The 13410-nt window shown below is 60.6% G+C and carries 14 protein-coding genes; 9 read left to right on the top strand and 5 right to left on the bottom strand.

The window, feature by feature from the left end:
• Positions 1-4 precede the first annotated feature (4 nt).
• Complete coding sequence (gene glmS, locus PQR40_RS14120; RefSeq protein WP_408509226.1) at positions 5-1822, top strand: glutamine--fructose-6-phosphate transaminase (isomerizing); 1818 nt, start codon at positions 5-7, stop codon at positions 1820-1822.
• Between the two features lie 90 nt (positions 1823-1912).
• Here the strand turns inward: glmS and PQR40_RS14115 are convergent, their stop codons facing one another.
• The 3 genes from PQR40_RS14115 to PQR40_RS14105 all read right to left on the bottom strand — a co-directional run bounded on the left by PQR40_RS14115 (position 1913) and on the right by PQR40_RS14105 (position 3610).
• The gene (locus PQR40_RS14115; protein ID WP_408509225.1) at positions 1913-2503 is read right to left on the bottom strand and encodes a hypothetical protein; all 591 of its coding nucleotides are present in this window, start codon (positions 2501-2503) and stop codon (positions 1913-1915) included.
• Between the two features lie 95 nt (positions 2504-2598).
• Positions 2599-2859: a DUF6723 family protein gene (locus PQR40_RS14110; protein ID WP_408390839.1), complete on the bottom strand. Its 261-nt coding sequence runs from the start codon at positions 2857-2859 to the stop codon at positions 2599-2601.
• Between the two features lie 100 nt (positions 2860-2959).
• The gene (locus tag PQR40_RS14105) at positions 2960-3610 is read right to left on the bottom strand and encodes a glutathione S-transferase family protein (protein ID WP_408226489.1); all 651 of its coding nucleotides are present in this window, start codon (positions 3608-3610) and stop codon (positions 2960-2962) included.
• Positions 3611-3709: 99 nt separating this feature from the next.
• Between PQR40_RS14105 and PQR40_RS14100 the strand changes: the two genes are divergently transcribed.
• The 6 genes from PQR40_RS14100 to PQR40_RS14075 all read left to right on the top strand — a co-directional run bounded on the left by PQR40_RS14100 (position 3710) and on the right by PQR40_RS14075 (position 10040).
• Positions 3710-4693, top strand: coding sequence for a helix-turn-helix transcriptional regulator (locus tag PQR40_RS14100; protein ID WP_408509224.1), 984 nt, complete (start codon positions 3710-3712; stop codon positions 4691-4693).
• A 148-nt stretch (positions 4694-4841) separates the two neighbouring features.
• Complete coding sequence (locus PQR40_RS14095) at positions 4842-6083, top strand: alkaline phosphatase family protein (protein WP_408509223.1); 1242 nt, start codon at positions 4842-4844, stop codon at positions 6081-6083.
• 8 nt (positions 6084-6091) lie between these two features.
• Entirely contained in the window at positions 6092-7363 is a 1272-nt protein-coding gene (locus tag PQR40_RS14090) for a cytochrome-c peroxidase (RefSeq protein WP_408509222.1), read from the top strand.
• A 114-nt stretch (positions 7364-7477) separates the two neighbouring features.
• Positions 7478-8134: a lytic transglycosylase domain-containing protein gene (locus PQR40_RS14085; RefSeq protein WP_408509221.1), complete on the top strand. Its 657-nt coding sequence runs from the start codon at positions 7478-7480 to the stop codon at positions 8132-8134.
• A gap of 188 nt (positions 8135-8322) precedes the next feature.
• Positions 8323-9009 (top strand): DUF2242 domain-containing protein, encoded by a 687-nt coding sequence (locus PQR40_RS14080; RefSeq protein WP_408509220.1) that lies wholly within the window; start codon positions 8323-8325, stop codon positions 9007-9009.
• A gap of 779 nt (positions 9010-9788) precedes the next feature.
• Complete coding sequence (locus PQR40_RS14075; RefSeq protein ID WP_408241133.1) at positions 9789-10040, top strand: hypothetical protein; 252 nt, start codon at positions 9789-9791, stop codon at positions 10038-10040.
• Between the two features lie 40 nt (positions 10041-10080).
• On the opposite strand, the gene PQR40_RS14070 is transcribed toward PQR40_RS14075, so the two are convergent.
• Positions 10081-11016 carry a DMT family transporter gene (locus PQR40_RS14070; RefSeq protein ID WP_408241136.1) on the bottom strand — a complete coding sequence of 312 codons (936 nt, stop codon included), beginning with the start codon at positions 11014-11016 and terminating at the stop codon, positions 10081-10083.
• Between the two features lie 43 nt (positions 11017-11059).
• A complete protein-coding gene (locus PQR40_RS14065; protein ID WP_408509219.1) occupies positions 11060-11194 on the bottom strand; it encodes a hypothetical protein in 135 nt (44 codons plus the stop codon).
• A gap of 197 nt (positions 11195-11391) precedes the next feature.
• Between PQR40_RS14065 and PQR40_RS14060 the strand changes: the two genes are divergently transcribed.
• Positions 11392-12084 (top strand): MipA/OmpV family protein, encoded by a 693-nt coding sequence (locus PQR40_RS14060; protein WP_408509218.1) that lies wholly within the window; start codon positions 11392-11394, stop codon positions 12082-12084.
• A gap of 66 nt (positions 12085-12150) precedes the next feature.
• Positions 12151-13329: an SDR family oxidoreductase gene (locus tag PQR40_RS14055; RefSeq protein WP_408509217.1), complete on the top strand. Its 1179-nt coding sequence runs from the start codon at positions 12151-12153 to the stop codon at positions 13327-13329.
• The last annotated feature ends 81 nt before the right edge of the window (positions 13330-13410 follow it).

Raw genomic sequence — 13410 nt, 5'->3', positions numbered from 1 at the left:
AGCCATGTGTGGCATTGTCGGCGCGGTTGCGCAACGTAATATCGTTCCCGTCCTGATCGAAGGACTGCGTCGCCTCGAATATCGCGGCTACGATTCGTGCGGCGTCGCGGTACTCGGGAATGAAGGGCCGCGTCGTGCTCGCAGCGTGGCGCGCGTCGCCGATCTGGACGAGCAGGTGCGTGAGAACCATCTCGAAGGCATCACGGGTATCGCGCATACGCGCTGGGCGACACACGGCGCGCCGGTGACCGACAACGCGCACCCGATCTTCTCGAAAGACACGCTCGCATTGGTACACAATGGCATTATCGAGAACTACGAGTCGCTGCGTGAAATGCTGCGGGGCAAGGGCTACACGTTTGTCTCGCAGACTGATACAGAGGTTATCGCGCATCTGATTCACAGCTTGTATAGCGGCGATCTGTTTGCCGCGGTGCGTGAAGCGGTCGCGCAATTGCACGGCGCGTATGCGATAGCGGTGCTGCATAAGGACCAGCCGCATACGGTGGTCGGTGCACGGCAAGGCTCGCCGCTGGTGGTGGGACTCGGCAACGGTGAAAACTTCCTCGCTTCGGATGCGCTGGCGCTGGCCGGCAGCACCGAACGCTTCATCTTCCTGGAAGAGGGTGACGTCTGCGAACTGTCGCTCGAGGGCGTGCGTATCGCCGATCGGGACGGCAATGAAGCGCGGCGCGAAGTGCGCCAGGTCGCGGCTTATGGCGGCGCGGTTGAACTCGGCCCGTATCGTCACTTCATGCAGAAGGAAATTTTCGAGCAGCCGCGTGCGATTACCGACACGATCCCGCAAGGTGACTCCTTTGACGCATCGCTATTTGGCGAGGGCGCCGATAAGGTGTTCGCGGATATCGACAGCGTGCTGATTCTGGCGTGCGGCACGAGCTACTACTCGGGACTGACCGCGAAGTACTGGCTCGAATCGGTCGCGAAGATCCCGACCCAGGTCGAGATTGCCAGCGAGTATCGTTATCGCGAGTCCGTGCCGAATTCGAAGTCGCTGGTGGTGGTGATCTCGCAGTCGGGCGAAACGGCCGATACGTTGGCGGCGCTCAAGCACGCGCAGTCGCTGGGGCACAAACATACGCTGGCGGTGTGCAATGTCGGCACAAGCGCGATGGTGCGCCAGACGGAATTGTCGTTTCTGACACATGCGGGTCGCGAGATCGGTGTGGCCTCGACCAAGGCGTTCACGACGCAACTGGTTGCGCTGTTCGTGCTGGCCGCGACGCTTGGAAAGCTGCGTGGGCAGGTCAGCAAGGAGCAGGAAGCCGCATACCTGAAACTGCTGCGCCACTTGCCGGCAGCGTTGAATAGCGTGTTGGCGCTGGAGCCGCAGATCATCGCGTGGTCGGAAGAGTTTTCGCGCAAGGAACATGCGTTGTTCCTCGGGCGTGGTCTGCATTACCCGATCGCGCTCGAGGGCGCGTTGAAGCTCAAGGAGATTTCCTATATCCACGCGGAAGCATATCCGGCTGGTGAGTTGAAGCACGGGCCGCTGGCGCTGGTGACTGAAGCGATGCCGGTGGTGACGGTGGCGCCGAATGACGCGCTGCTGGAGAAGCTGAAGTCGAATATTCAGGAAGTGCGCGCGCGGGGCGGGGAGCTTTATGTATTCGCGGACGCGGATACGAAGATCGTCAATGATGAAGGCCTGCATGTGATCCGGATGCCGGAGCACTACGGCTTACTGTCGCCGATTCTGCATGTGGTGCCGTTGCAGTTACTGGCCTATCACACGGCGTGTGCGCGAGGCACGGATGTGGATAAGCCGCGGAACCTGGCCAAGTCGGTCACGGTGGAGTGACGGAGATACACAGCTATTTCGAGTTTCACGCTGGAAAACGGTCGCCTGTGGGCGGCCGTTTTTTTGCCTCCTTTGCCTCGGTAGCGCATTTCACTCTCTCACCACCTCCATCGCAGCCGCCGAAACAAACTCCGCCCGTACACTGTCTCCGACTCTCAACTCATTGAGCGGAATGCTCCCGGCCGCCCTCAGCACCTGCTGATGCTTCGGCCCACGTAGCGTCACCATCCGGCTCTTGCGGTCGATCTTCAGCACCGTCGCGACAATCTGGACTCTGTGCGCCGACGATGCGTATCCCGCTGAAGCCGGTATCGCCACCGTCGTCTCGACGCGTTCACGAACACCTTTGGTCCTCACCTTGTCGACTTGAAGCAATAGCGCCTGCTGATATGCGACGTTCAGCTTGTCGCCAACCCGCAATTTCCTGACATCGGCCAACTGGGGATTCACATCCACATCCGCCAGATTGCCGTGCGCGCCACGCAGCGTGACGCTGTTGGTGGCTGGATAGATCGCCGCCACATGGACCTGAGCGTGAACGACCTCGGCTTTTCCGAGCGCCCGATGACCGGCATCGGCGTCAGTGTCCTGAGCGAGGCCGGATTGAGAGCACGCCCCCATCAGCGCAACCGTAGCCCATGTGACCGCGGCCGATGAACCCACTTTGCGTAGACGAGTCATCTGTTGCTCCCGAAGTGACCACCTCAAATGACAAACCTGAGTGACGAATCCAGGCGATCAACCTAAGCAACCAGATGCCAGCCAAGCTCCCACGCTTACAACTCCGGACGCGCAAGGTCGCTGGTCACAATGTGCTCGCCATACACCTGCGCCGCCGCAACGGCTTCCAGCTTGGTCGCGTAAGGTCCGAGTTCCGGCGCGCCGTCGAACGGGAATAGCACGCGGCCATCGGTGGTTCGAACCACTTTCAGCACGCCGAAAAAACGGCGGTACCCAGCCAGTTTCGACGTCGCCGACACATCAAAGTCGTCCTCCGACGTCGCGGGGACGCTGGGAATAAATGCGATCTTGCTCATGCCTGAAAACATCTCTTGTTCAATGGGCCGGCGCCTGCTCGGCAGGCCAGGGCCGCGCCCGGTTGTCCCGGGAAGACATTCACCGGCGACCCTCATTGTCTCAAATTGCGGCTTTGACAGCCGCCTCATGTTCGGCCGCCAGCGCAACATCCCGCTCGCTCACCTGCACGAAACTCGGCCGCGAGCAGATGCGCTGGGTGTACTCGAGCACGACCGGCGTCTCCGGCACCAGCTTGAACATCATCCCCCAATGCAACGCGATGCCCCACAAGATATCCGCAGCGGACATCTTGTCCCCGAGCAGATACGGCGACGCCTGCAACTGGCTTGTCACTGTCCCGAGCATCGAATCAAAGTCGCCGTACGGCGAGGTGGCGTGCGGCGCCGGTTCGCGCTTCATCGCCTTGTCGACGAGTGCCGGTTCGTAGCATGCCGCGTAGTACACAAGCCAGCGCAGATACGGCCCGCGCGACGGATCGTCGAGGGCCGGCGCGAGGCCCGCTTCAGGAAACAGGTCGGCCAGATAGATGAAGATGGCGACCTGTTCGGTGACCAGCGCGTCGCCGTGAAGGATCGCCGGCACCTTGCCGAGTGGATTGATCGCGAGATACGGCGCTTTGCGCTGCTCGCCGGCCTTCATGTTGAGCACCTTCAGCTGATACGGGGCGGCGAGTTCCTCGAGTAGCGTGAGTGCGCTGACAGAGCGGCATTGCGGCGAGTGGAACAGCGTGATCGTGCGGTTGGTGGTCATGGCGGGGCCTTCTGGGTGAGCGTCTCGTGGAAAAGCCAGCGTCCGTCTGGCGCCGGGTGTTCTATCCTAAGCGCCTATACCTGTCAGTTTGTGTCAGGTATGGCTACACTTATCCGTATGAGAGCCAGCCGTCTCCTTTCCATCCTGATGACCTTGCAAGCGCGTGGACGAGTGACCGCGCAGTCGCTCGCCGACGAATGCGCGGTGTCCCTGCGCACGATCTATCGCGACATCGACGCCTTGAGCGCCGCGGGCGTTCCCGTCCAGAGCGAACGTGGCGCGGAGGGCGGCTATCGTCTGCTCGACGGATACCGTACGCGTCTGAACGGTCTGTCGTCTCAGGAAGCGGAGGCGCTGTTCCTCGCCGGCTTGCCGGGACCGATGCAGGCACTTGGTCTCGGCGCCGTGATGGCCGGGGCGCAAACCAAGTTGCTCGCCGCGCTGCCGGTCGAATTGCGCTCGACCGCGGAGCGCATGCGCTCACGGTTTCACCTCGACGCCCCGGCCTGGTTTTCCGATGCGGATCAGCCCGCGAATCTGCCCTTGATCGCCAACACGGTGTGGGAACAGCATCCACTGCAGATCCGTTATCAAAGCTGGAAAGCCGAAAAGTTTCGCCGGATCGAACCGCTCGGCATTGTGCTGAAAAGCGGGGCCTGGTATGTGGTTGGACGGGTCGGCGCGGATATTCGCATTTATCGTATTTCGCGCATTCTCGAATTGACCATGCTGGATGAAACTTTCGAGCGGCCGCCGGCCTTCGATCTGGCTGCTTACTGGCAAGACAGCACACAGCGTCTGTCCGAAGAGATGCATGCGAGCGAGGCAACGCTGCGCCTGTCGCCGTGGGGCATGCAGATGCTCGAAGCCTTTACCTCACCGTTCGCGCGCGCAGCGGCGAAAATCGGCGAGCCGGATCCGGCCGACGGCTGGCGCACGGTCACGCTGCCGGTCGGTTCGGTAAGGCAGGCATGTGCGGAATTGCTGCGTTTCGGCACCGAGGCCGACGTGCTGGCGCCGCCAGAGTTGCGCGCGCGTTTCGCCGAGGTGGCGGCAGCTTTGCATCGCCGTTACGCGCAATGAGGGCAATGGTTCGCAGCCAGCGTAGCCACCTTATATGCGGTGCCGGATGACCGATATATTGCAGGAACGTGGCGTGATTCACGTCAACGTCATATGTGCTGCATAGAGTTTGCCCGCTAATAAAACTCCAATTCCCCAAGGGCAAAACATGTCACAGCGCATCTCGCAGCGCAGCTGGTTGCGTGCTTTCTTGATGGTCGTTTGCGCGGCCTTGGTTGGCGCTATCGTTGCCGCGTGCGGCTCGTCGTCCTCGTCGCTCAATGTGACCGGGCAGCAGCAGATCAAGCATGTTTTCGTCATCACGCTCGAAAACGAAAACTACGCGACCACCTTCGGCGCGAACAGCAAGGCGCCGTATCTGTCGCAGACACTGGTTTCGCAAGGCGCGCTGGTGCAGCAGTACTATGGCACGGGGCACGTGAGCCTCGACAACTACATCTCGATGATCAGCGGTCAGGCGCCGACGCCGGAAACGGACAACGACTGCATCACCTATCAGGACTACAAGCTCACTGGCACGACGTCGGACGGTCAGGCGATCGGCTCGGGCTGCGTGTATCCGGCCAGCATCAAGACGCTGCCAGACCAGCTGAAGGCCGCTGGCTACACCTGGAAGGGCTATGAAGGTGATATGGGCAACGACCCGACGCGCGAAGCCGCCACATGCGGCCACCCGACGCTCAACACGACCGACCTGACTCAATCAGCGGAAGCGCCGAGCGCGGCCGTGCCGCTGGGCGACCAGTACGCAACGCGTCACAACCCGTTCATGTATTTCCACTCGATCATCGATTCGCCGGACTGCGGCCAGAACGTCGTGAACCTGAACAAACTCACAACCGACCTGCAGTCGATCTCGACCACCGCTAACTTCAACCTGATCACGCCGAACCTGTGCGACGACGGTCACGACGCGCCGTGCGTGAATGGCCAGCCCGGCGGCCTGACGAGCGCGAACACATTCCTGCAGAAGTGGGTGCCGACTATCACCGCCTCGCCGGCGTTCCAGAAGGACGGTCTGCTGATCATCAACTTCGACGAGAGCAGTTACGCGACGGTGACGCAGTCGGCATCCGGCGAGGATCTGATCTTCTCCGGCGCGACATGCTGCAGTCAGCAGCCGGGTCCGAATCTGCCGGCGTTCCCGCAGACTTCGTCATTGGCCTACAAGGGCTTGACGATCAACCTGACCAAACAGAGCTTCGGCGGCGACCAGACCGGTGCGGTGATGATCTCGAAGTTCATCAAACCGGGTACGGTGTCGACGGTGCAGTACAACCATTACTCGATGCTCAGGAGCATTGAAGACATCTTCCAGCTGGGTTATCTCGGCTACGCGGGGCAGGCTGGCCTGGTCGGGTTTGGCAACGACATCTTCACGAACCTGTAAGCGATCAGATGCCGTTTTTTGCAACGCGATTCACCGGGCGTACTGCCGCGCGATTGGCGGCGCTCGCTGCGCTGGTCGGTGCCGCAATGTTGCCGCTCGCGGCAGCGGCGGCGGCCGGAGCGCCTGCCGATGCGAAGCCGGTCTACAGCGATGCCGCTGCGCTCGGTAAGCTGATGTTCTTCGATCCGTCGTTGTCGGCCTCGGGCAAGATGTCGTGCGCGAGCTGTCATAGCCCGTCGCATGCGTACGGGCCGCCCAACGGGCTGGCCGCGCAACTGGGTGGGCCCGACATGCGCTCGCAAGGCACGCGCGCCGTGCCGAGCCTGCGCTACGTGCTGAACCGTACGCCGATGTGGAGTCATGCGCAGGCGGCCAGTCTGTCCGAGCGCCTGAGCGAGACGGATAACGCGCCGGTTGGCGGCTTCGGTTGGGATGGGCGTTTTAACCGTCTGCACGATCAGGCGAGTTTCCCGTTGTTCAATCCGGACGAGATGGCCAACCGGGATCCGGCGGCGGTGCTCGCGAAACTGGAGCACGCGCCGTACGCGGCGCGCTTCAGCGAAGTGTTTGGCCAGAACATTTTCACCGACCCCAGCAAGGCATTCACCCAGGCGATGTATGCCATCGAGCGCTTCGAGCTCGAAGACCCGAGTTTTCATTCGTACACCAGCAAGTTCGATTACTATCTCGATGGAAAATTGCAACTAACGGCACGGGAGTTGAGAGGCAAAAAACTGTTCGACAATCCGGCGGGCGGCAATTGCGCCTCGTGCCACATCGATCAATCGGGTGTCGATGGCTCTCATCCACTTTTCACCGACTTCAACTTCCAGGCGCTCGGCGTGCCACGCAATCCAGCGTTGCGTGCGAACGCGGACCCGAAGTACTTCGATATGGGGTTGTGTGGACCGCTACGCACCGATCAGTCGAACGACAGAAGCAACTGCGGACTCTTCAAGTCCGTGTCGCTGCGTAACACGGCAACGCGGCATGTGTTCTTCCACAACGGCCGCTTCCATACGCTGAAGGACGCGCTGCGTTTCTACGTTCAGCGCGATACGAATCCGGTGAAGTGGTACCCGACAGATGTGCATGGCAAGGTCGATAAATTCAACGACTTGCCGGTTGCGCTGCGCGTGAATGTGGATACGACCGACGAACCGCTCACGCGCAAGGTGGGCGAGCGCCCCGTGTGGTCGGAGCAGGATATCGACGACGTCGCCGCTTTCCTCACCACGCTGAACGACGATTACGTGCTGAAACCGAAGCAATCGAAGTAGCGCGCACAGACACGGCAGCCGACGGTCTTTCCTAAGACGAATTTAGACCGTTTAGTGCCTCTTTTTCGGGCAGGGATATAATGCGCGAATTCCTCTTCTTTCCCGTCTTCCGTTATGAGCCGGTTACTTTGCCTGATCGTGCTTTCGCTCGGCCTGATGCAAACCGCAACGGCCGACGAAAACAATGACCGCATGTCCGCGTATCTGACGCAGAAATTCGGTCTGGCAAAGGAAAAGGCGCAAAAGATTTCGGCCGCGGTGCAATCCGCCGCTTCGAAATATTCACTACCGCCGGCACTGCTGCTGGCAATCATTTCGATCGAATCCCGCTTCAAGGAAAAGGCCAAGGGCGCCAACGGCGCGACCGGGCTGATGCAGGTGGTGCCGGCAGCCCATCGCGGGCTGCTGAGGAACGTCAAGGACCTCACTGAGCCGACCACCAACATCGAAGTGGGCTCGGCGATCCTGTACGGCTACATGCGCTCGGCAAACGGCGACCTGAACGCGGCGCTCAAGAGTTACGGCGGATCGCAGGCATACGCGAAGAAGGTGAACTTGCGCGTCGAAGATTTCGCCGACGTCGCCGGGTCGCAAGACGTCGCGTCGCGTTCGGACGCACAAGCCGGTATGTGTGAAGCTGACCGCTGTGAGGCGTCGGACAACTGGGCCAATGCCTTTACGATACCCGTCGTCAATGCAGCCGGTCGATACCCGTCGTCAATGCAGCCGGTTTTAACGGCGCCGCTGGGCTGTCGAGCGGATTGCCCGTAACGTCGCACTGAGCGCCAGTTTTTCCCGTTTTTTTCCTTTTGTGCTGCCGTCGCTCCAAGCCGCGGGGATCGCTCGTGAGGCCGTGTAACGCGGCGCCAGGCGTGTGCTGCACGCTTTTTACGCACGCACGGCAACCGCTCTACAATGCATTCCCATTCGAGCTCACGCCGCGCCTCTTCTGATCGACCATGTCCACCTCGTTTCCCAAACCCACTGCCGCCGCGCTTCTCGGCCTACTGGCACTTGCGGCTTGCAGCAGCACCCCGCAGCCTAAATTCCAGCAGGAATTGTTCGAATCGGGCGCGAGCCCTTACGCCCGAAATTTCAACTCGAGCACCACGGATACCTGTGAGGCCGCTCGCCGCGCTTTGCTGAGTCAGGGTTATCTGACGACGATGACGCGTACCGATACCGTCGACGGAACGAAAAATTTCCAGCCGACCGGCGATACCCACATCGTGGTCGAGTTTCATGTGGTGTGTACGCCGGGGGAAGAGGCGAGCGATACGAGCATCGTTTACGTCAACGCTGTACAGAACGGCTTTGCGCTGAAGAAAAGCGATACGTCGGCGAGCGTTGGGCTAAGTGTGCTGGGTTCGTTGTCGCTGCCGATCCGCTCGAACAGCGATGCAATGGTCAAAATTTCGAGTGAGACCATCCCGTCAGGCAAGTTCTACGATCGTTTCTTCGGCCTCGTCGATCACTATCTGCAAACGGTGGTGCGCACACAGCCGGTTGCGAACAGTCGCATCGAGATACGCATGTTGCCGGTACCGGTGGAAGCGGCGATTCCAGCGCCTCTACCCGAGATGCCTGATGTGATCGACAAAGCCGCTTCGGTGCAACCCGCAAGTGAGGCCAGCGTAGTGCCTTGATGCATCTGGCGAGGCTTGTGCGTTTTGGGGCTGATCAAGGCGCGATCAGCCTTTGATGTCATCACGCTGCGGTACTTATCCTATGTCTTTTACTTCATACGTATATATATGTAGTAATAGTTAACAAGGGTTAACCCCTTCTGTGGATAACTCTCAAATTCCCCGTCACATCAATGTCATGCAGAAACCATAACCCTGCGGAACACGTCTGTAGAAAAACTACAAAGCCGGGATAACTTTGATGGGGCTTGCCTCCCGTCACGTCTTATCAAGATTCCGCACACAGGCTGTCCGATGCCCTATCCCGAAGTTATTCATAGGCAATTGTGGATAACTTGCGCATCCGGTCATATGTTGCCGGCCAGCGGCTCGATTTTTTCGACGATGCCAGCGCTCGTCACCGAACAGACAGCGACCCCTCCGGACGCGTATATTGAAGCTGGAAGGTACAAAGATTGCGTCTATGCTTTTGCAAGCGCAACTGTTGCTATTTAGTCAAAACCATTTCAGCAACGCCCTATCCGGCATAGAGTTAAAGTGTTTTCTGAAGTTATTGGTGCAGTGCGGGGGTGTGTAATGAAACGCAGAACAGCACGACAGCTTGTCCGTCTTCTCTCGGATATCAGACATGCCAGCCATTGCAGCACGCTGCGGGCGGCAGCCACCAATCGGGCTATCTCCCTCGCGTCCGCCGAGCCGGACGAGGAGGTCGCCGATAGCGACGAAAGCACCGACGCCGCACGCGAGGCGCGTCAGGACAAGCCAGCCCGGAGCGGATCATGAGAACCACAAGCGAACAATCGCTGCGTTTCCTGGTCGAGAAATGGCTGGCGCCGGGACCTTCGGTTTCGATTCACGTTACAGAATTCAGCCGCACCCGTCTGGGCGGCAGGCGTTATGTGCGTGTCGAGACTTCTCTGGACGCAGGATCGCGTGGCCTCTTTTTCTTTCGTCATGACGATGGTTGCTGGTGTGTGTTTCCACCCACGGCTGATACACGGAAGCTCTTTGCGTATCCGCGCGCCGCTTGATTAACGGCGGACGTGGTCACGCGGTCGACTGGCCAAGCCCTTACGAAGCGTGAGGCAAGCGATCACGTTCACCTCCGCGTCGCCGGGTGGGCATCACCTGGCACACGATCAAACCGGTGAGCATCAGCGCGCATCCGAATAGCGCGCGCGCCGACAGTGTTTCGCCGAGCACGAGCCATCCGGCGAATGCGGCGAAAACGCCCTCCATACTGAAGATCACCGCTGCGTGCGAGGGCGCCGCGTACTTTTGCGCGACCACCTGAATCGTATAAGCGATGCCCACCGACAGCGCACCGCCGTACAGAATCGTTGGCGCGGCGCGCTCGATCACAGCAAGACTGACCGGCTCGATCATGAGGCCGACGACCAGACATGCGAGCCCGCAAGTCACGAACTGCACGAGCGCCAGCATGAGTGTGTCGTGCCGCAACGCAAAGCGGCCGACCAGCATCATCTGTACGGAAATCACCAAGGCGCCGGCAAGCTGATACCAGTCGCCGAAGAGGATCGAGAAGTGCTCGTTGACACTGAGAAAGTACATGCCGAGTGCCGCGAGCGTCGCGCCGAGCCATGTGCCGAATCCCGTTCGATGACGAAACAGCACGCCAAGCAGGGGCACGATCACCACATACAACGAGCTGATGAAGCCGGCGTTGGCGACCTTCGTGTATTGCAGGCCGATCTGTTGCAACGAAATCGACACGGACAGCACGACGCCGAGCAGCACCCCGGCACCGAGTAGCTCGCGTGCGCCGCCGGGTTCACGCTTCGACAATTCTGTAAGCGCGGACCGCCGAACGCAGACAATCATTGTCAGCACGACCAGCGCGCCGAGGAGGAAACGCAATCCGGTAAACAGAAACGGCCCGATCGCATCGAGGCTCAGGCGCTGCGCGACGAATGCGGAGCCCCAGATCATGGCCGCGATCAGCATCAGCAGATTGGCGCGCAGGTGTTGGCGTGTGTCGGGTTTCAAAGGCAGTTTTCGAATTCGGTTGTTCTGACAAGGCGCTTAGCGCTTATACACGATGCACGGCGTCTTGCGGCATCGGCGTCTTCAACGGCCACGGCCACGGCCACGGCATCGGCATCGGCAAAGCAGGCAAGTTGATCACAACGCGCGCGCCACCCGACGCCGCTTCCTCGAGTCGCACGTCGCCGCCGCGAACACTTGAACACAATTGCGCACACATTCCCCCAACTTCAGGACAGACGAGGCGAGGCGGCGTCCCTAGACTGCGGCTTCTATCTCAAATAAAAAGTCCTGATTGTGCGCAAACGCCTCTTGTATCTGTGTGCTCCGCTGTTTGGCCTGACCTGCTCGTCGATGGCATACGCCGAGAATTTTTATATGTTTTCGCTGGCCGGCGGCGTGGCGCCGCGCTATCAGGGCAGCCGTGACTACCGCCCGTTCGTCGCTCCGCTGATCTCCGCGGAGTTCAGCAACGGGATCTTTCTAAGCCCGATGGACGGCCTTGGTTACAAGCACACCTTCGCCAATGGGCTGTTCGCATCGGCGGCGCTGAGCTACGACTTCGGCCGCACCGACAGCAATCGTGCTGACTTACCGGGCTCGGACTACCTGAAGGGCATGGGCCGGATTCCTGGTTCGGTGATGATGTCGATGCAGGTCGGCGCGCATCTGTTCGGTCCCTCGACCATCAGCATCACGCTGGACCAGCCGCTTACACATACGAGTCGCGGTACCAGCGGGCATGTCGATCTGACTGTGCCGGTGCTGCAAACCGTCGACAACGACATCAGCATCACCGGCAGCGTGCACGCGGGCAGCGGTCGCTACACCCAGACGTTTTTCGGCGTCACCGACGCGCAGGCGGCAGCAAGCCGCTTCCAGCCGTATGCGGTGAAAGGCGGTTTCGACAGCGCGAAGGTGTCGGTCGGATGGACGTACATGTTTTCGCCGCGTTGGTCGGTGCATACCGAAGGCGGCGTGACGCGGTTGCTCGGCGCCTCGGCGAACAGCCCGATCGTGCAGTCGAAGAACAACTACTTCGCGATCACGGCGCTGACGTATCGCTATTGATGCGCTTATTGAATGGTTGCACGGATCGACGTTTCGACGATCTGACGTCCCTGCAAGGAGATCGCGATGTTTGCATGGCAAACCCCTCTATCCCACGCCTGGCAGGACAGCCTGGTATCGTCGGCGCGTGCGCAGTCGATCGGCGTCGACAGCATGCTGCTGACCGGTGCGACCGGTTTTATCGGCGGCAATCTGCTGGTGGCCCTGATCAACGCCGGTCTGGTCGAACGCATGGTGTGTCTGGTGCGCGGCGTCAGCGTGGCCGATGCGCTCGCGCGGCTGCGCGCGTCAGCGGTGCGTTGCGGGCTGCCGCATTCTCGAGCCCAACGAATCACTGACGCAAACGTGATGGTCGGCGAGCTCGGCAGCGCGTTTTCAGAGATCGATCTGGAGCGGCTCGCCAAGGCGTCGCACGTGATCAACTGTGCCGCGCGCGCGTCGTTTTCGACGCATCGGCAATTACTCGATACAAATGTGCACGATACCTTGCGCTTTGCGTCGCGTTTTGTCGGCAGCAAAACGCTGCGGCGCTTTCTGCACGTGAGCACGGCAATGGCGTGCGGCACGCAATGCGGCGCGAACGTGCAGGAATCTCCGTTCGGCTACGGCGAGACACATCATCTCGTACCGTACACGCAAAGCAAACGCGAAGTCGAACGTCTGTTGCGCGGCACGTATCCGCGCTTGCCGCTGGTGGTGGTGCGGCCGTCGAGCGTGGTCGGCCACACCGTGCTCGGCACGTTGCCGTCGGCGAGTCTGTTCTGGGTGTTTCGCGTGGTGCACGGCGCGCGGCGCTTCACGGCGCGGGCGATGAATCGCATCGACGTGGTGTCCGCGGACGACTGCGCCCGCGCGCTCGCGCTGTTGGCAGTGAAGCCGTCGCTGGCTTTCGATACGTATCACGTGTCGGCGGGTTCGGAAGCGCCGACCGTCGGTCAGATCATTAGCGCCATGGACGAAGCCACCGGCACCTCGGGGCGCCGCTATTCGATGTGCCGCGTGCGCGACTTCGGCAAGATTGCACGCGAGGTAGTGGGGCGCGACCGTTGCGGCAGTGGCCGTCTGATCGAATACGCACTGCGTTTGTATGCCGGCTTCGCGGAACTGGACTACGCGTTCGACAACCGCCGTCTGCGTGACGAGATCGGTTTCGAGCCGCTGCCCTTCACGGATTACGTGAGCGAATGTGTGCGGACTTCGCGCGGGGTGGGCATTGTCGAACAGATGCGCTGGGACTTCAAATAGACCTTCAGCCAGACGCACAGCACGCGACTCGCGCGATAATCGCGCAACGGCCAGACGGCTCACGACATGACTGACCCATCG

Source organism: Paraburkholderia sediminicola (assembly GCF_046026855.1).
In the GTDB taxonomy this organism is placed as follows: Bacteria; Pseudomonadota; Gammaproteobacteria; order Burkholderiales; family Burkholderiaceae; genus Paraburkholderia; species Paraburkholderia sediminicola_A.
This window is presented reverse-complemented; position numbering and strand designations above follow the sequence as displayed.